This is a genomic window from Bacillus sp. GW823-FHT06A11, from assembly GCF_058795355.1.
The window spans coordinates 1,155,002-1,172,200 of record NZ_JBXAHS010000001.1 but is presented as its reverse complement, the minus strand read 5'-3'; the positions used below and the strand labels follow the sequence as shown (position 1 = coordinate 1,172,200).

The 17,199-nt window shown below is 34.9% G+C and carries 20 protein-coding genes, 1 tRNA gene and 1 pseudogene; 17 read left to right on the top strand and 5 right to left on the bottom strand.

The genetic code is table 11. The features are described 5' to 3' along the window. The first annotated feature begins 39 nt into the window (after positions 1-39). The 6 genes and pseudogenes from AC1Q8L_RS05880 (at position 40) to AC1Q8L_RS05855 (ending at position 2,344) form a co-directional block, all read left to right on the top strand. Positions 40-249 carry a helix-turn-helix transcriptional regulator gene (locus AC1Q8L_RS05880; RefSeq protein ID WP_000428506.1) on the top strand — a complete coding sequence of 70 codons (210 nt, stop codon included), beginning with the start codon at positions 40-42 and terminating at the stop codon, positions 247-249. A gap of 2 nt (positions 250-251) precedes the next feature. Then, positions 252-629 carry a hypothetical protein gene (locus tag AC1Q8L_RS05875; protein WP_001109921.1) on the top strand — a complete coding sequence of 126 codons (378 nt, stop codon included), beginning with the start codon at positions 252-254 and terminating at the stop codon, positions 627-629. Positions 630-657: 28 nt separating this feature from the next. Further along, positions 658-840 (top strand): DUF3976 domain-containing protein, encoded by a 183-nt coding sequence (locus AC1Q8L_RS05870; RefSeq protein ID WP_001178299.1) that lies wholly within the window; start codon positions 658-660, stop codon positions 838-840. A gap of 132 nt (positions 841-972) precedes the next feature. Beyond that, positions 973-1,335 carry a hypothetical protein gene (locus AC1Q8L_RS05865; RefSeq protein WP_001036582.1) on the top strand — a complete coding sequence of 121 codons (363 nt, stop codon included), beginning with the start codon at positions 973-975 and terminating at the stop codon, positions 1,333-1,335. A gap of 16 nt (positions 1,336-1,351) precedes the next feature. Further along, a pseudogene (locus AC1Q8L_RS05860) lies at positions 1,352-1,606 on the top strand (hypothetical protein). Between the two features lie 141 nt (positions 1,607-1,747). After that, positions 1,748-2,344, top strand: coding sequence for a DUF4878 domain-containing protein (locus AC1Q8L_RS05855; protein ID WP_001169503.1), 597 nt, complete (start codon positions 1,748-1,750; stop codon positions 2,342-2,344). 63 nt (positions 2,345-2,407) lie between these two features. Here the strand turns inward: AC1Q8L_RS05855 and AC1Q8L_RS05850 are convergent. From AC1Q8L_RS05850 to AC1Q8L_RS05840, 3 genes are all read right to left on the bottom strand, one after another. After that, positions 2,408-2,480, bottom strand: a tRNA-Val gene (locus tag AC1Q8L_RS05850). A gap of 265 nt (positions 2,481-2,745) precedes the next feature. Next, on the bottom strand, positions 2,746-3,210 hold the full coding sequence (locus tag AC1Q8L_RS05845; RefSeq protein ID WP_000846652.1) for a hypothetical protein: 465 nt from the start codon (positions 3,208-3,210) through the stop codon (positions 2,746-2,748). Between the two features lie 589 nt (positions 3,211-3,799). Beyond that, entirely contained in the window at positions 3,800-4,021 is a 222-nt protein-coding gene (locus AC1Q8L_RS05840; RefSeq protein WP_000196287.1) for a hypothetical protein, read from the bottom strand. A gap of 407 nt (positions 4,022-4,428) precedes the next feature. On the opposite strand from AC1Q8L_RS05840, the gene AC1Q8L_RS05835 reads away from it, so the two are divergent. From AC1Q8L_RS05835 to calY, 6 genes are all read left to right on the top strand, one after another. Then, entirely contained in the window at positions 4,429-4,656 is a 228-nt protein-coding gene (locus tag AC1Q8L_RS05835) for a hypothetical protein (protein WP_000251856.1), read from the top strand. A gap of 152 nt (positions 4,657-4,808) precedes the next feature. Beyond that, complete coding sequence (locus AC1Q8L_RS05830; RefSeq protein ID WP_492339411.1) at positions 4,809-6,095, top strand: D-alanyl-D-alanine carboxypeptidase family protein; 1,287 nt, start codon at positions 4,809-4,811, stop codon at positions 6,093-6,095. 190 nt (positions 6,096-6,285) lie between these two features. Then, positions 6,286-6,855, top strand: a complete 570-nt coding sequence (gene sipW / locus AC1Q8L_RS05825; protein WP_000767802.1) for a signal peptidase I SipW — start codon at positions 6,286-6,288, stop codon at positions 6,853-6,855. A 62-nt stretch (positions 6,856-6,917) separates the two neighbouring features. Next, positions 6,918-7,505, top strand: coding sequence for a CalY family protein (locus AC1Q8L_RS05820; protein WP_000172852.1), 588 nt, complete (start codon positions 6,918-6,920; stop codon positions 7,503-7,505). Positions 7,506-7,624: 119 nt separating this feature from the next. Further along, positions 7,625-8,446 (top strand): DUF4047 domain-containing protein, encoded by an 822-nt coding sequence (locus AC1Q8L_RS05815; RefSeq protein ID WP_071714539.1) that lies wholly within the window; start codon positions 7,625-7,627, stop codon positions 8,444-8,446. A gap of 386 nt (positions 8,447-8,832) precedes the next feature. Next, a complete protein-coding gene (gene calY / locus AC1Q8L_RS05810) occupies positions 8,833-9,426 on the top strand; it encodes a biofilm matrix protein CalY (RefSeq protein ID WP_000053715.1) in 594 nt (197 codons plus the stop codon). Positions 9,427-9,498: 72 nt separating this feature from the next. Here calY and AC1Q8L_RS05805 read toward each other — a convergent pair whose 3' ends face one another. Next, the gene (locus tag AC1Q8L_RS05805; RefSeq protein ID WP_000578885.1) at positions 9,499-9,822 is read right to left on the bottom strand and encodes a helix-turn-helix domain-containing protein; all 324 of its coding nucleotides are present in this window, start codon (positions 9,820-9,822) and stop codon (positions 9,499-9,501) included. 79 nt (positions 9,823-9,901) lie between these two features. Further along, complete coding sequence (locus AC1Q8L_RS05800; RefSeq protein ID WP_000276219.1) at positions 9,902-10,036, bottom strand: anti-repressor SinI family protein; 135 nt, start codon at positions 10,034-10,036, stop codon at positions 9,902-9,904. Between the two features lie 342 nt (positions 10,037-10,378). Between AC1Q8L_RS05800 and inhA1 the strand changes: the two genes are divergently transcribed. From inhA1 to potC, 5 genes are all read left to right on the top strand, one after another. Next, positions 10,379-12,769, top strand: coding sequence for a M6 family metalloprotease immune inhibitor InhA1 (gene inhA1 / locus AC1Q8L_RS05795; protein ID WP_001035940.1), 2,391 nt, complete (start codon positions 10,379-10,381; stop codon positions 12,767-12,769). Between the two features lie 172 nt (positions 12,770-12,941). After that, complete coding sequence (locus tag AC1Q8L_RS05790) at positions 12,942-14,309, top strand: aldehyde dehydrogenase (protein WP_000028384.1); 1,368 nt, start codon at positions 12,942-12,944, stop codon at positions 14,307-14,309. Between the two features lie 239 nt (positions 14,310-14,548). Beyond that, positions 14,549-15,532 (top strand): spermidine/putrescine ABC transporter ATP-binding protein PotA, encoded by a 984-nt coding sequence (gene potA, locus AC1Q8L_RS05785; protein WP_000720335.1) that lies wholly within the window; start codon positions 14,549-14,551, stop codon positions 15,530-15,532. Continuing rightward, positions 15,529-16,377, top strand: a complete 849-nt coding sequence (potB, locus tag AC1Q8L_RS05780; protein WP_000715500.1) for a spermidine/putrescine ABC transporter permease PotB — start codon at positions 15,529-15,531, stop codon at positions 16,375-16,377. The genes potA and potB overlap by 4 nt, the downstream gene beginning before the upstream one ends. 6 nt (positions 16,378-16,383) lie before the next feature. Beyond that, a complete protein-coding gene (potC, locus tag AC1Q8L_RS05775) occupies positions 16,384-17,184 on the top strand; it encodes a spermidine/putrescine ABC transporter permease PotC (RefSeq protein ID WP_000714190.1) in 801 nt (266 codons plus the stop codon). The last annotated feature ends 15 nt before the right edge of the window (positions 17,185-17,199 follow it).

Here is a 17,199-nt window from a genome sequence, read left to right as displayed (position 1 = left end):
ACATATATACTCGATATATGGGAGGAGGGAGAAATTTCCTTGGAAAATAAAATGGTCGAATACCGAAAAAAATTTGGACTATCTCAAGAAAAGTTGGCTGAGAAACTTGGAGTTTCCAGACAAACCATCATTTCAATTGAAAAGGGGAAATACGATCCATCACTTCCGCTAGCATTTGAAATAGCAAAAACATTTCAAACAACGATAGAACATGTATTTATTTATGAAGGAAAAGAAGAGGGGGAATAGGGATGAATTATTCACAAAAGTACTTTGTAATTATGGGTGTTATTTTTCTATTTATGAGTGGATTTATGATATTAACAGGTATAATGACGCATTCTGCACCACCAGCTATAACGTATCCATTGCTTGGGATGATGATTATGAGTTTCTGTCTAAGCTACTTACACCCGCAATTTAAAGAAAAAGACGAGCGAATGAAACTTATTCGTTATAAAGGAATGTTTGTAACCTTTTTTGCATTAACAGCATATTATCTTCTTTTCTCTATCGGCTTAAACTTAAAAATATTTACACTATCTGCTACTGAATTATTGAATATACTTATGGCACTTACGATGAGTACCGTCTTTATCTCATTTGTTGTTTTGGCAAAAAGATATTAAGATGGAAGAGAGAAAGGAAGATTAACATATGCAAATGATGTATGCTTTTGGCATTGGGCTTGTATTATTTTTAGCCGTATTCTTATTTATTCGTAAAGACGTTCAAGGCGGGACGTTAACGAAACGAGGATTTTATAAAATGATCGGCTGCTTAGTTGTTATGTTTATAGCGATTATTGTAATAATCGTTTTAATAAGTCAGTCACTATAGAATGTAAAAACGGAACCTTACTTCGGTAAGGTTTTTCTTTATTATTTAACCTAAAAATCACCATTAAATCCATTTACTATAAATAACTTGTATTATATAATCCAATGAAATGATAGATAAGGAGTGTAGTATATGAATAAAAAAACTATCTTCTATTTATTAACTTGTCTACTACTTGTAGCTAGTACTACTTATATAATATGTAACAAACGAGAACAAGTGCCACCTATATTAGTATGGGACGAACAAGAATACTATGTTACGAATGAACCTGCCAAAATAGAAGAAGTCGGGCAAAAACTTGGCGAAGTAACAAAGAAAATTAAAACAAGTAAAAAACCTACTAAAAATAGAGAATCTAATACATTACAAGAGAAAACAGAAGTATTCACAATGATTGAGGAAGAAAAAAGTGATTACCCGCCTTTAATCATAAAGGAAGCTTATAGTGATAAATATAGGGTAGTGAGGCCAATGTTGAAGCAAGTATTATGATGAAAAGGAGATTCATATGCAGACAGTAATTTCGTATCCGTGGGTGTTAAGAAAAATATTTGTCTTTTTCCTCCTATCGGTGCTGTTTACATTTTGATGAATAGAGGAGCGATACAAAAGAGAGATTTTATATTTATTATTTGCTGCTATGAATATATCACTTTGGTTATTGCTTATGATTTTTGATTGGAGTATGTGGATGGTAGTAGGGAACAGAAAATGTGGTTCATTTGTGCTACGGATACAGATTGATAGAAGAGAGGCCTTGTAGGAATGCTGCAAGGCTCTTTATATTTTTGGGAATTAATAGAAAATTAATCATATAAATGCTATACTAAAAAATGTTTGTAATGTCAGTTTCATAATATTGTATGATACTGACTTACTAGAAAAGATAATGAGGAGAATGAGCGTGCAAAAGATAAAGAGATTATTGCTATTAATGATGGTAGTAGGATTAACAGCGGTTGTTTTAGCAGGGTGTGCAAATCCGAAAGATACTACAGAAGAATTTTTAACAGCGATACAAAAAGGTGATGTAGAAAAGGCTCGTACATTTGTTGAGAGTGACAAGGAATTTAATAAACTAAATGAAAAAACAGATGATGCTGAGGCAAAAGCAATGCTAAGTGCAATTACAAAGAACTTTAAATTTGAAAAGCTAGAAGAAGTATCGAAAAAGGATGACAAAGCAGAAGTGAAAGTGAAAATTACATCTGCAGATCTATCCGTTGCTGTAACAAAAGCAGTGGGAGAAGTTATGCCAATGGCGTTCGCTAGTGCCTTTAGTGAAGACAAAGAACAATCTGAAAAAGCAATCGAAAAAACAATGACATCAACTATCGTCAAAAACTTAGCAGATAAAGATGCAGCAATGGCAACTCGCGAAGTTACATTGAACTTAAAGAAAGACAAAGATGGCGACTATAAAATCGTTGCTGACGATAACTTGAAAGAAGTATTGTTTGCCAATGCGAAGTCTTTGGAGAAGATGTTTGGTGGGAAGTAATTGAATTAGATAAAAAGAGACACCATATCACGTAGAAGGTTGATATGGTGTCTCTTTTTTATATGACCCCGGAGAGGCTCGAACTCACGACCTCCACCCTGTCAAGGTGGCGCTCTCCCTGCTGAGCTACGGGATCCCAACTATAAATATTACGACCAGTAATGTGTTTTCATTCGGGTAATCGGAGGATTTATATAATTTGTTGAAAATTTTAACATTTGATGTATTCCTATAATAGCAACAAACTTTAATGGTGTAAAGATGAAAATTTCTGAATGTTATTATTCCAATTTTTATATAAAAAAATAAGCCCTGAAGAGCTTATTTTAATAATAATATCACCGCAATTATTAATGATATTATCAAAAATACAATCATAAATAATGAAGCTCGTTCATGAGCTATCGTCCTGTAACTGTCATTCCTGCTGTGTAAATTGTATCAATAGAACTGTCAGCGCCTTTTATTTCGACTTTATAACGATATGTTCCATCCTCATAAATATCATCGCCATATCCTGTGAAAGTTGCAATTTCATCATTGCTTCCAGCTGGGACCCATTGATTTTGCCAACGGAAGTTGGTTTCAAATTCTCCCCATCTATCGCCATATTTCTTTTCAAGGCTGACATTGTAATGAATTTCTTCAGCTCGGTCATTTGTAATTCTTGCAATTACGCTGTTACCAAAAGTAACTTGTGTAGAGTGTACCTGAACTGTAACACCGTTCACCGTTTCACCAGGACCACAAATGTAATGACAACCATCCCATTCGTCAGCATGTGCTTTTGGTGTTTCAATGTTCATAATCGTTAAACCGCCTAAAGCTAATGCGCCAGTTAATAATACTTTACCAAATGTTTTCACTTGAAATTCCCCCTAAGTATATTCTCAATTCGTTCGATAGATATCACATTAATCTAATCGAACGTTTTTTCCTTAAGTGTATTCGCTATGAATCTTTCATCTTGTAGTAATCTAATCACTACATAAAATTTCATAGTTTTGATTCCATATATGTATCATGATTTACATAGAACAAATCTGTTAATACGCTTTGGTTATTTACTTATTCCACTACTCTTCATTACCTTTTATTGGTAAAACGTTGGTTTTATTATATAACATTATTATCTATTTACAAGAGAAAATCATACTGTATGCAAAAATGCATAATAAAAAACACTGCTTGTATTCTAGATTACAGATTAAATGGAGTGTTGGGTTTCAATTAATATTTGAGTGGAACTTAATGCTAATTTTTTATGCTTAACAGTATGCATATATCATCGTTTATTAAAGTCATAATTGATAAACCTTGTCCAGGGGACGCTCTTCCTGCTGAGCTACAGAATCTTCAAATGGGAAAGTATAAGCGATTATGCTAGTAATGTATGAAGGAATAATGATGAGAAGCGAATTCAGTAGAAAGTAGTCTTTAGATGTAGTGGTTATATTATTTAAGATACCAATCCAAAGGACCTTCAGCACTCAAATCAACAAGAAAAGGGAGTAAGAAATGTAAAGGTAAGCTTATAAGTTCTGGCATAGCGTTCACCGTTTTCTTTGATAGATATTGTCTCATAAAACAATACGGACAATCCTTTTCAAATGTCACGAGTATTGCCCATACATCTTTTATTGTCCACTTCGTTTTACAATACGTACAACGCGTCATGAGGTTCCTCCTCATTTTAAGTTTTCTTCTAGTATACTCCATTCCATTGTAAGAAAGTCATTTGTATTTGGTGTGGTAAAATGTAAGTTGTTTTATTTTTATGTGAATCTATTTAGTCATTTATGAACAATTACATATCATTTGATATTTTTGCAGAATGATAGATTTTCAGTTTCAATATGCCAATTGGCCAATATATCCTTTTTACAATTTACTGAAAATCATGTATAACAGAGATACATGATTATTTTATCTCGCTATTTGCGAGCAGTAAGATCCCTTACCTCGAAATTTAGCAAAAGTAAAGAAGTTAGGTTGGGGTCGGGATGGCCGTAAAAGTCCGATTGGTGAGGGTTGATGAAAGTTTCACTTTATAAATATTCAGAAGTAGAGGGAGAAAAGTTGTAATGGTAAGAAAAACGTTCAAGATGCGCGTGTCTAAAAATAGAACGATTTCGATTAATGGCTCGATTCTTGATGTGGATGTTACACATGATGAATTTTTACAAGAGTTTGTTGAGTGGGTCGATTCTAAAGGTTGGTCGTTTATGGGGATAACCGATGAGATTACGCCCGAGGAAGCTAGTCAAAAGTTAATAGATTCGTTGATAGATGAGAAGGATAAGAAAGAGTAATTCCTTCTTATTTTTATTGTATATTTATGTTCTTTATCGTAAAAATATGATATAGTAAAAAATAGTGAAAATTCTTCCAGTTTAATACAAATTACATATGATTGGTAGATTTCTTATTTTGTTAGAGGAGTAAATGGAAAAGGGAGAGTCATATGGCAAATTTTAAGAAAATTTTGGTTTTTATTACAGTTATTTGTTTGTTTTTATTGACACCTATGACATTGCGTGCTGAGACGAATATTGGAGTAAATCCAGAACAAGTTGCACCACCACCTGCAGAAGGACCGAATGTTTTTAGTCAGTTTGCAACGACAATTGATGCGAAAACAGGAGATGTTATGTATGACAAAAACGCATATCACCGAGCATATCCTGCTAGTACGACGAAGGTGTTAACAGCGATTTTACTCATGGAGCATACAAAGCCAGAGGATCAATTTACATTTTCACAATTAGCATTAGATCAAGAGAAGAGTAATTATCAAATTGAGTTTCAACCTGGAGAGACAATTAATAGAAATACTGCGCTTATGATTTTAATGGTGCTGAGTGCGAATGATGTGTCGTATGCGATTGCGGAGCGGATTGGCGGGAGTGTTGAGAATTTCGCTAATATGATGAATGAGAAAGCGAAGCAATTAGGGGCGAAAGATAGCCACTTTGTAACACCGAATGGACTGCATGATCCGAACCATTATACGACGCCGTATGATATGGCTATGATTACGAAGGGTGTGCAAAAGTATCCTGAAATTTTACAAGCGATGAATACGAAAAGAACGACAGTTACGACGTCTAGGCAGACGGTGTCTATTTTTAATAAATCTAATTTTTTTGAAAATCCATATAGCATTGGCGGTAAGACAGGGTTTACGAATGAAGCGCGTAATACACTTGTTTTATTAAATGAGAAAGATGGAAACCGTATTATAAGCGTAGTAATGGCTTCTCAAAGACCTGAAATTTATGAAGATTTGAAGCAGATGGCGGAATATTCTTTCGGTCAATTTACGAAGCAAACAGTGCTCGATAAACATAATTGGCATCAAAAAACAACATATTTAAATAAAGATGTTAATTCTGAGTTGGAACAAAGTGCGGAGCTTATGCTTAAGAAAGATGAAGGGAAAAATGTGAAAACTATTTTCCGGGCGGCTTCATTAGATAAAGAATCTTTATATCATAAAGGAATACATCGTGGTGAGGTAGTTGGTGCAGTTGATATTACGAAAAATAATCAAACAATTGCGACGGTAAATGTTCTTTCAACAGAAGATGTCACTTTTGCGATGCCTAAAAAAGATACAACTATGCCTGCAGTAAAAGACTCAAATGTTAAAGTAATAAGTGTTGGGATAGGTGCGATTGTATTATTTGGAGCAATTTTATATGTAGTGTTGCGCCGAAATACAAAAGGAATGAAATCAGAAGGTAAATAAATTACTAATAAAAAGATTGTGTAAAATTTTGGCACAGTCTTTTTTTTATACTTTAAATAACTAATAATTGTAAATTTTCTTATTGCAATAACTTAAAGTTCGTTATATCATTTACTTGTGTTCTTGTTAAAGAACGTAATGGATATTGCATACTTCAAATAATATAAAACAACGGAGAGGGAGAGAGACGATGAAATTAATTTGGAAGGTAATTAGCAACGCGATCTCATTCGTTTTATTTGCATTGATGGTTTTTTTAGCTTTTGTAGTTATTTCTTCAAAAGCGAGCGGTGGTGATCCGACAGTGATGGGATATCAATTTAAGAGCGTTCTTTCAGGATCAATGGAGCCGACGTTTTTAACAGGATCAATCATTGCAATAGAACCAAACAAAGATGGTTCTAAATATCAAAAAGGTGATGTTATTACCTTTAAAGAGAAAGATCAAAAAATTATCACTCACCGTATTATCGGTGTGAAAGATACAAATGGAAAAGTAATGTATGAAACAAAAGGGGATAACAACAACGGACCAGATTTAGAGCCAGTACTTGCAGAAAATGTAGTTGGAAAGTATGCAGATATTACAGTTCCGTACGTTGGTTATTTACTGAATTATGCGAATTCAAAAGCGGGAGCAGCATTACTTCTTATTATTCCAGGAGTCTTTTTACTTGGATATTCCGCGATTTCTATTTTTGGGGCTATTCGTAGCATTGACGGAGAAAAGAAAGATAAAAAAGTAGAACAATCCGTCTAGTTCGTTTGGTTATACTTTCCGTTTAGGAAGTTAACAAATATATATATTAAGGGGATATGGACATGACTTTAAAGAAAAAATTAGGAATGGGTATTACATCAGCAGTACTAGGAGCAGCGTTAGTTGGTGGAGGAACATTTGCATTTTTCAGTGATAAAGAAGTGTCAAACAATACATTTGCGGCTGGGACACTGGATTTAGCATTAAATCCATCAACAGTTGTTAACGTATCGAATTTAAAACCTGGGGATACAATTGAAAAAGAATTTAAACTAGAAAATAAAGGCTCTTTAGATATTAAAAAGGTTTTACTGAAAACAGATTATAATGTAGAAGATGTAAAGAAAGATAATAAAGATGATTTTGGTAAACATATTAAAGTAACATTCTTAAAAAATGTAGATAAGCATGAGACAATTGTGAAACAAACTACTTTAGATAAATTAAAAGGTGACACACTTACAGCTGTAGATAATGATTTATCGGCTTGGTTCTGGGATGAAAAAGGTATTTCAGCAGGTAAATCTGATAAATTCAAAGTGAAATTTGAGTTCGTTGATAATGGAAAAGATCAAAATCAATTCCAAGGCGATAAGTTACAATTAAATTGGACGTTTGATGCACAACAAACAGCAGGTGAAGAAAGATAATAACAAAAAGGGCTATCACATGGATAGCCCTTTTTCTATTTTTCTAGTATTTGTCTATCAATTTTAATAGTTCTTTACTATAATATAGATAATGTTCTGTATAAAGAACGTAATGTTCGATGGGAGAGATTAAGATGCTGAAAAGACCGCGTAATTTTAAAAAGATGCTTATATTGCCGTGTATGTGTTCTATTACGTTTTATTTAGGATCTCAAATTATGACGCATACAGAAGCGGCGTTCATTCATGAAACGAAAGTAGAAGCGACGTTTTCTACAGCAATTATATTTCCGAAAACAGTTAATACGTTAAAAGAGCAATCTGAGAAACATAAACAGTTTATTGAGCGTGAGTATGGAACGATGAAGGGAAAATCGAAAGCAACTTCTATTGAAGAAATAAAACAGGCGATTTCTGTATGGCAACAAGGGCGTGAGAAAATTGTTGCTGAGAAGGAAGCCCTGCAAAATGTATATACTGAAATAGAAGCTCCTTACAATCAAATACAAGAAGAATTAAAGGTAAATAAAGATGAGTCGATGCAGCAAGTGTCCATATATGTAAATGAAGGCTTCCGCAGTATCAAAGAGAAGCGTGACTATATTGAGAAAGAAATTAGCTTGAAAGCTATTGATGAGCAAATTCAGGCTCTTCAGCAACAATTAAACATTGCAATTGAAGCGGAAGGACAAAAGAAAGCCGAAGAACAAAAGAAAGTAGAAGAACAGAAGAAAGCCGAAGAACAAAAGAAAGTAGAAGAACAAAAGAAAGCCGAAGAACAAAAGAAAGTAGAAGAACAGAAGAAAGTAGAAGAACAGAAGAAAGTAGAAGAACAAAAGAAAGCCGAAGAACAGAAGAAAGTAGAAGAACAGAAAAAAGTAGAAGAGCAAAAGAAAGCGGAAGAACAGAAAAAGCTAGAAGAGCAGAAGAAAGCGGAGTAACTGCTTTAGTGAAACAGTCAGAAAACAAGAATGTGGTGTAAGAGAGAGTGAACGAATAAGTAAGACTAGTAATATTTATACGAGTGTGAGGGAACGTTAGCCCTCACTTCTGTATTTTTCTTTTTTCTTATAGTATTAAATGATTTGAGTGTGAAAAAATAAATAAATTATCATTCTTTTTTCTGAAAAGTCTAAATAATATTGAGAAATAAAAATAACTGAAAATATTAATAAATATGTGTTGTGTTTATATAGGTTTGTTCGTTATAATGAACATAAGGTTTTTAAAAAAGAACACATATTAGCTAAGCTAATATAGTTTTCTTTACATCTCTTATTGAAAAATAAGTGATAAAAATATAAAAAAAAGCTAGGGGGAATTGATTGTGAGTCTGAAAAAGAAATTAGGTATGGGAGTTGCATCAGCAGCATTGGGGTTAGCTTTAATTGGTGGAGGAACATTTGCATTCTTTAGCGATAAAGAAGTATCAAACAATACATTTGCAGCTGGGACGTTAGACCTTACATTAAACCCTAAGACGCTTGTAGATATTAAAGATTTAAAACCAGGGGATTCTGTTAAGAAAGAGTTCTTATTACAAAACAGCGGTTCGTTAACTATTAAAGACGTTAAATTAGCAACAAAGTACACTGTTAAAGATGCAAAAGGTGATAATGCTGGTGAAGACTTTGGTAAGCACGTTAAAGTAAAATTCCTTTGGAACTGGGATAAACAAAGTGAGCCTGTATACGAAACAACTTTAGCAGACTTACAAAATGTGGATCCAGATCTTTTAGCTAAAGACATCTTTGCTCCTGAGTGGGGAGAAAAGGGTGGATTAGCAGCTGGTACAGAGGATTATCTATGGGTGCAATTTGAATTTGTAGATGATGGAAAAGACCAAAATATCTTCCAAGGTGATACATTGAATTTAGAATGGACATTCAATGCTAACCAAGAAGCTGGGGAAGAAAAATAATAAAAAAGCGGGTATTCCCGCTTTTTTTTATAAAGAAAAAGAAGTGCTGGTTGTAAGCACTTCTTTCTATTATTATTTTTGATTTTGCTTCCACTTTGTAAATTCAAGAAATTCACGAAATTGTTCTTTGGAGACACCAGAGTTCATTGCATCTTTAACGAGTTGTGTCCATTCGGAGTCTAGGTTAGTTTCCTTTGTTGTTTCATCATGAAGTAAAGTATCAACTGGAATTTGTAGAACTGCTGCGATCTTTTCAAGAAACTGAATGGAAGGGTTTTTTTGTAAATTTCGTTCTATAGAACTAATGTAAGATTTAGCAACGCCAGCTTTTTCGGCAAGTTCAGTTAATGAAATACCTTTTTGTAAACGAAGGCGTTTTATACGTTCTCCAATCATATTTGCGCACCTTTCTATCAATATGTAGTTGTCTTATGATGTCATTATTATAACATAAACTTCGTTAAAAAGAACAAACCTATTGAGCCTGACTGGATGGCTTCATACGTTGGAAAAATTGCTCGATGTCTTGCATGGCGATACCAGCATCTAGAGCTTCAAGTATTAAATCAATCCATTCTTGATCCAGTGCGTCTGTCTTATCTTTGTACAAATGTAATTCCTCCCTAATTATCGGTCATAATTGCTGCTACAGAATACATGATAATGAAATCCGATTTTGTGTTTTATATAATGAATTATCAAATATTGTGTAGATGAAACAAAGATAAAATCCCCATTAAACTCCCTCTATGGAAATTATAAATTGTTCGATAAAAACTTTCAATATTTTCAGAAAACATTGTTGAATTGTGATATATTCGTATGCTAACTATGAAATTTTTACAAATATATTAAAAACATTACATAATATGACTAAATATTGAAAAAATATTGAATTTTTAATAAAATTCAATTTGTAATACATATTATTTATTAGGGGAGGAAATATGGGATGAACAAGAAACCGTTCAAAGTTTTGTCATCAATCGCTTTGACAGCTGTATTAGGCCTTTCATTCGGAGCTGGAACTCAATCTGCATATGCTGAAACGCCTGTGAATAAAACAGCTACGAGCCCAGTTGATGATCATTTAATTCCGGAAGAACGTTTAGCAGATGCGCTAAAAAAACGTGGGGTAATTGATTCGAAGGCTTCAGAGACAGAAACAAAGAAAGCAGTCGAAAAGTATGTAGAGAACAAAAAGGGTGAAAATCCTGGAAAAGAAGCAGCAAATGGGGACCAGCTTACGAAAGATGCATCCGACTTTTTAAAGAAAGTAAAAGATGCGAAAGCAGACACGAAAGAAAAATTAAATGAACCAGCAACAGGGACACCTGCAGCGACAGGCCCAGTTAAAGGCGGACTAAATGGTAAAGTACCAACTTCTCCAGCAAAGGGAAAAGACTATAACGGTGAAGTTCGAAAAGACAAAGTACTCGTTTTACTTGTAGAGTACGCTGACTTTAAACATAATAATATCGACAAAGAGCCTGGATATATGTATTCTAACGATTTTAATAAAGAACATTATGAAAAAATGTTATTCGGCAACGAGCCATTCACATTAGATGATGGAAGCAAAATCGAAACATTTAAACAATATTACGAAGAGCAATCTGGTGGTAGTTACACAGTGGACGGAACAGTTACAAAATGGTTAACAGTTCCTGGTAAAGCTGCTGATTACGGTGCAGATGCTGCTAGCGGCGGCCATGATAATAAAGGACCAAAAGGGCCACGTGATTTAGTAAAAGATGCATTAAAAGCGGCTGTAGATAGCGGTATTGATTTATCACAGTTCGATCAGTTCGATCAATACGATGTAAATGGTGATGGAAATAAAAATCAACCAGATGGTTTAATCGATCACTTAATGATTATTCATGCGGGTGTTGGACAAGAAGCAGGCGGTGGTAAATTAGGCGATGATGCAATTTGGTCGCACCGTTGGACAGTTGGACCAAAGCCATTCCCAATTGAAGGTACACAAGCGAAAGTTCCATATTGGGGCGGAAAGATGGCAGCATTCGACTACACAATTGAACCAGAAGATGGAGCGGTTGGTGTATTCGCACATGAATATGGTCACGATTTAGGTCTTCCAGATGAGTACGATACACAATATAGTGGTCAAGGTGAGCCGATTGAAGCTTGGTCTATTATGAGTGGCGGAAGCTGGGCTGGTAAAATCGCTGGAACGACGCCAACGAGTTTCTCACCACAAAATAAAGAGTTTTTCCAAAAAACAATTGGTGGTAACTGGGCAAATATCGTAGAAGTAGATTACGAGAAATTAAATAAAGGTATCGGTCTAGCGACATATTTGGATCAAAGTGTTACGAAATCAGATCGACCAGGTATGATCCGTGTTAACTTACCAGATAAAGATGTTAAAACAATTGAGCCAGCATTTGGTAAACAATATTATTACAGCACAAAAGGTGACGATCTTCATACGAAGATGGAAACACCGTTGTTTGATTTAACGAATGCAACGAATGCAAAATTTGATTTCAAGTCATTATATGAGATTGAAGCAGGTTATGATTTCCTTGAAGTACACGCTGTAACAGAAGATGGTAAACAAACGTTAATTGAAAGACTTGGCGAGAAAGCAACTAGTGGAAATGCAGATTCGACAAATGGAAAATGGATTGACAAATCATATGATTTAAGTCAATTCAAAGGCAAGAAAGTAAAATTAACATTTGATTACATTACTGATGGTGGTTTAGCATTAAATGGATTCGCTCTTGATAATGCTTCATTAACAGTAGATGGTAAAGTAGTATTCTCTGATGATGCAGAAGGTACACCACAATTAAAATTAGATGGTTTCGTTGTATCTAACGGAACAGAAAAGAAAAAACATAACTACTATGTTGAGTGGAGAAACTATGCTGGGGCAGATAACGCGTTGAAATTTGCTCGCGGTCCAGTATTTAACACTGGTATGGTTGTATGGTATGCAGATTCAGCTTATACAGATAACTGGGTTGGTGTACATCCAGGACACGGTTTCCTTGGTGTTGTTGATTCTCATCCAGAAGCAATTGTTGGTACTTTAAATGGTAAACCAACAGTTAAGAGCAGTACACGATTCCAAATCGCTGATGCTGCGTTCTCATTCGACAAAACGCCAGCTTGGAAAGTTGTATCTCCAACGCGTGGAACATTTACGTATGATGGCTTAGCAGGCGTACCGAAGTTTGATGATTCTAAAACGTATATTAATCAACAGATTCCAGATGCAGGACGTATTTTACCGAAGCTTGGTTTGAAATTTGAAGTAGTAGGACAAGCTGATGATAATTCTGCAGGTGCTGTTCGTTTATATCGTTAATACAGTAAAACTACCGAGAGATTTTTTTTCGGTAGTTTTTTTTGTGAGCAATGAATTTTATATAGCTGAAAAAGTCATATATAATGTAACTTTAAGAATAGAAATTTGTTATATATGAAGTCTATATAAATAATGAAAGAATTGGATAAAAATAGTGGGAGAAGGTGAGTGAATGAGTATTTCCTCTATTGTAAGTAGGCAAAAGGAATATTTTTTAAAAGGGCATACGAGAAGCATCGAAATGAGAAAGAATAATTTGAAGAAGCTTTATGAAGGCATTCAGCGTTTTGAAGAAGAAATATTTCAGGCATTGAAATTAGATTTAAATAAGTCAGTTCACGAGTCGTTTACAACGGAAGTTGGATATGTATTAAAAGAAATTTCCTTTCAATTGAAACATATGTCATCGTGGAGTAAACCGAAGCGAGTTCGAACAGCACTCACTCATTTTGGATCAAAAGGAAAAGTAGTGCCAGAGCCGTATGGTGTGACGCTTATTATTGCACCGTGGAACTATCCTTTTCAATTAGCAATTGCACCACTTGTAGGAGCACTTGCAGCTGGAAATACAATCGTTTTAAAGCCGTCAGAGTTAACGCCAAGCGTTTCAAAAGTGCTTAAGAGAATGTTAGGTGAATTATTCCCAGAAGAGCTTGTAGCGGTAGTAGAAGGTGGCGTTGAAGAGAGTACATCTTTGCTGAGGGAACCAATTGATTATATTTTCTTTACTGGTAGTGTTGGCGTTGGAAAAGTTGTAATGGAAGCAGCAGCGAAACAGTTGACGCCGCTTACGTTAGAACTTGGCGGGAAAAGTCCTTGTATTGTACATAAAGATGCAAAGATAGAGATGACAGCAAGAAGAATTGTTTGGGGTAAGTTTTTAAATGCAGGGCAGACATGTGTAGCGCCTGATTATATGTACGTGCATTCTTCCGTGAAAGAACAGCTAGTTGAGGCACTGCGACATGAAATCACAGAGCAGTATAGTAAAGAACCTTTGCAAAATGAAAATTACGTGCGTATTGTAAGTGAGCGTCATTTTGAACGATTATGTGGATTTTTACAAGATGGTCAAGTCGTAATTGGTGGAAACTATAAGAAAGATACATTACATATTGAACCGACAGTGCTAGCGGATATTACATGGCAAGATGCTGTTATGGAAGATGAAATTTTTGGTCCGATTTTACCAATCATAGAGTACGACAATATAGAAGATGTAATTGGCACAATCCAGCAACATCCGAAGCCGTTAGCGTTATATGTATTTTCGGAAGATAAAGAAGTACAAAAGAAAGTGACGAGTAATATTTCATATGGTGGAGGCTGTATTAATGATGTTGTCTACCATCTTGCCACGCCATATTTACCTTTTGGGGGTGTTGGAAGTAGTGGATTAGGGGGTTATCATGGGAAAGAAAGTTTTCGGACTTTTTCACATTATAAAAGCATTTTAGCCCAATCTACAGCATTCGACATGAAAATTCGTTACTCTTCTACAAAAAGTGCTTTAAAATTCATACGAAAGTTGTTAAAATGATGATGGTGTTTATCAGTAGGCGTAGCCGTATGATAATAGCCCCTTCGCGATGGAAGGGGTTTTTCTGTTCGACGTTATGTATCATGCGAAAATGAATCAAACATACTACATAAAGAATAGAAACGAACGCTTGCTAAATAACCATTTTTGTTTGGATCGAAACAAAAAATAGTCTATAGAACATAAATATTTATTCATGAATATAAAAATTTAAAATTTAAGGTAGATAGGACGGGAAAATGAAAAAGATTATTAAAGTTGAAGCAGTTGAAAAACATTTTGGAAATCAAGTGATTATCCCACCTCTTTCTTTAGATATTAAAGAGGGAGAGTTTTTAACAATTTTAGGGCCGAGTGGCTGCGGGAAAACGACTTTACTTCGTATGATCGCAGGATTTGAAACTCCAACTAAAGGGAATCTTTTATTAGATGATGAAAGAATTAACGATTTGCCGCCATATAAGCGTCATATGAACCTAGTGTTCCAACATTACGCACTATTCCCACATATGACAGTAGAGAAGAATATTTGTTTTGGTATGAAAATGCAGAAAGTATCAGCAGCAGAGCAGAAAGAGCGTGCTGAAGAGGCAATGCGTTTAACGCAGTTACTTGAGTTCCGTAATCGTAAACCTGCTAAGCTTTCTGGTGGACAACAGCAGCGTGTTGCAATTGCAAGAGCGATTGTAAATAATCCGCGTGTATTACTATTAGATGAGCCACTTGGAGCGCTTGACTTTAAGTTACGAAAAGACTTGCAACGTGAATTGAAAAACTTACAACGTAATTTAGGAATTACGTTTATATACGTAACGCACGATCAAGAAGAAGCAATGAGCATGAGCGATCGTATCGTCGTTATGAATAAAGGACATATCGAACAAATTGGAACGCCGAAAGAAATTTATAATAAGCCGAAAACATTGTTCGTTGCGACATTCATCGGTGAAAATAATATTGTGAAAAATGGGGAAGGCTATGTAGCAATTCGCCCTGAAAATGTGAAAGTACGTTCGGTTGAAGAACCAATTTTAAAAGAATACCACCTTGGACATATTGAAGATATCGAGTTTGTCGGAAATATGGAGAAGCTTTATGTACGTGATGAGAAAACATCAGAATTACTAATGACATATCAAACTGCTGAAGAGGCAGCGCAGTGGAGCATTGGAGATAATGTATATGTAGGCTGGGAGCAAGAGGACGAGGTGACCTTAAATTGAAAAAAGGGAAATTACTCGCACTACCTACAGTCGCGTGGCTGTTAATTTTCTTCCTAATCCCGCTCGTATTCGTATTAGGATTCGCCTTCATGCAGCGCGGAGCTTACGGGACAGTAGAAATGCAATTTACGCTGGAGAATATATCCCGTGTGTTTGATCCATTGTACTTAGGAACGTTATGGGAAACTGTTAAGATTGCAGTTATTACTACAGTAATATGTTTATTAATTGGTTATCCATTTGCGTATACAATTACAATTGTTGACCGCAAATATCGTTCTATTCTTTTATTATTGGCAACGATCCCGTTTTGGATTAACTTTCTTGTTCGTTCATACGCATGGATTGTTATTTTACGTTCACAAGGTCTTGTGAATACGTTGTTATTAAAACTCGGCATTATTAGTGAACCGTTAAATTTATTATATAATACGCCTTCTGTAATACTCGGAATGGTCTATTCTTTATTACCATTTATGATTTTACCAGTGTATGCAGCGATTGAGCAGCTGGATAAGCGTAAGCTAGAAGCGGCTTATGATTTAGGAGCAACACCAATAAAGGCATTTTGGAATATAACAGTGCCGATGACAATGTCAGGAATTGCGACTGGTTCTATTTTAGTATTCGTTTCTTCTATCGGAATGTTTGTTGTATCAGACGTGATGGGCGGATCGAAAGTAGCTTTAATCGGAAACGTTATTCAAAACCAATTCTTAGGTGCACGTGACTGGCCATTTGGATCTGCGTTATCGATTATCGTTGTTCTATTCTCTGTTCTGTTAATTTACTTATATTATCGTGCAACGAAAGTATATAAATATAATGAGAACGGAGGGGAATAGGCAAAGATGAAGAAGTTTTTAGTTTCTTATTCTTGGTTAATTTTGTTATTCTTGTATTTTCCAATGATGGTTTTAATGGTCTATTCTTTCAACGACTCTCGCATTAATGCGGAGTGGGAAGGTTTTACATTCCATTGGTATACAGATTTATTTCAAAAACAAGATGTTATTGATGCATTTGTAAATAGTATTACGATTGCAGTTATAACAACGATTGTGACAACGGTACTTGGTGTATTCTTTGCGATTGCTTTACATCGTTATAAATATCGTTTCGAAGGGGCTATTAATGGCCTTGTATATTTACCAATTTTAATTCCTGATATTTTAATGGGATTATCTTTACTAATTCTTTTCAGTCAGCTAGGAATGGAACTTGGACAAACAACGATTATTATTGCACATATTACATTTAGTATTTCGTTTGTTGTTGTTATTTTAGCTGCGCGTCTTTCAAGTATGGGACGTGACTTAGAAGAAGCTGCAAATGATTTAGGAGCAACGCCTTGGCAAACGTTTCGTTTTGTAACGTTCCCAGCAATTGCACCGGGAGTTATTTCAGCAGCATTATTAACATTCACATTATCAATTGATGATTTTGTAATTAGTTTCTTCGTATCAGGACCAGGATCAACAACATTGCCATTATACATTTACAGTATGGTTAAGCGCGGAGTATCACCAGAAATTAATGCTCTTTCTACAATTTTAATTGTTGCTATCGTAGGATTAATGGTTCTATCTGAAATCTTCCGTAACAAAGGTGCAGATGGTGAAGAAAACTCTGGAGGACACCTTCCTTTATAATACGAACGATATAGA

Excerpts from the sequence above, each read along its gene's own strand:
- inhA1 (WP_001035940.1), top strand. The coding sequence starts at position 10,379 with ATGAACAAGAAACCGTTCAAAGTTTTGTCATCAATCGCTTTGACAGCT.
- AC1Q8L_RS05875 (WP_001109921.1), top strand. The coding sequence starts at position 252 with ATGAATTATTCACAAAAGTACTTTGTAATTATGGGTGTTATTTTTCTA.
- potA (WP_000720335.1), top strand. The coding sequence starts at position 14,549 with ATGAAAAAGATTATTAAAGTTGAAGCAGTTGAAAAACATTTTGGAAAT.
- AC1Q8L_RS05805 (WP_000578885.1), bottom strand. The coding sequence starts at position 9,822 with ATGATTGGAGAACGTATAAAACGCCTTCGTTTACAAAAAGGTATTTCA.
- AC1Q8L_RS05820 (WP_000172852.1), top strand. The coding sequence starts at position 6,918 with ATGACTTTAAAGAAAAAATTAGGAATGGGTATTACATCAGCAGTACTA.
- AC1Q8L_RS05790 (WP_000028384.1), top strand. The coding sequence starts at position 12,942 with ATGAGTATTTCCTCTATTGTAAGTAGGCAAAAGGAATATTTTTTAAAA.
- potC (WP_000714190.1), top strand. The coding sequence starts at position 16,384 with ATGAAGAAGTTTTTAGTTTCTTATTCTTGGTTAATTTTGTTATTCTTG.
- AC1Q8L_RS05865 (WP_001036582.1), top strand. The coding sequence starts at position 973 with ATGAATAAAAAAACTATCTTCTATTTATTAACTTGTCTACTACTTGTA.
- AC1Q8L_RS05835 (WP_000251856.1), top strand. The coding sequence starts at position 4,429 with ATGGTAAGAAAAACGTTCAAGATGCGCGTGTCTAAAAATAGAACGATT.
- AC1Q8L_RS05815 (WP_071714539.1), top strand. The coding sequence starts at position 7,625 with ATGGGAGAGATTAAGATGCTGAAAAGACCGCGTAATTTTAAAAAGATG.
- AC1Q8L_RS05840 (WP_000196287.1), bottom strand. The coding sequence starts at position 4,021 with ATGACGCGTTGTACGTATTGTAAAACGAAGTGGACAATAAAAGATGTA.
- AC1Q8L_RS05830 (WP_492339411.1), top strand. The coding sequence starts at position 4,809 with ATGGCAAATTTTAAGAAAATTTTGGTTTTTATTACAGTTATTTGTTTG.
- AC1Q8L_RS05870 (WP_001178299.1), top strand. The coding sequence starts at position 658 with ATGCAAATGATGTATGCTTTTGGCATTGGGCTTGTATTATTTTTAGCC.
- sipW (WP_000767802.1), top strand. The coding sequence starts at position 6,286 with ATGAAATTAATTTGGAAGGTAATTAGCAACGCGATCTCATTCGTTTTA.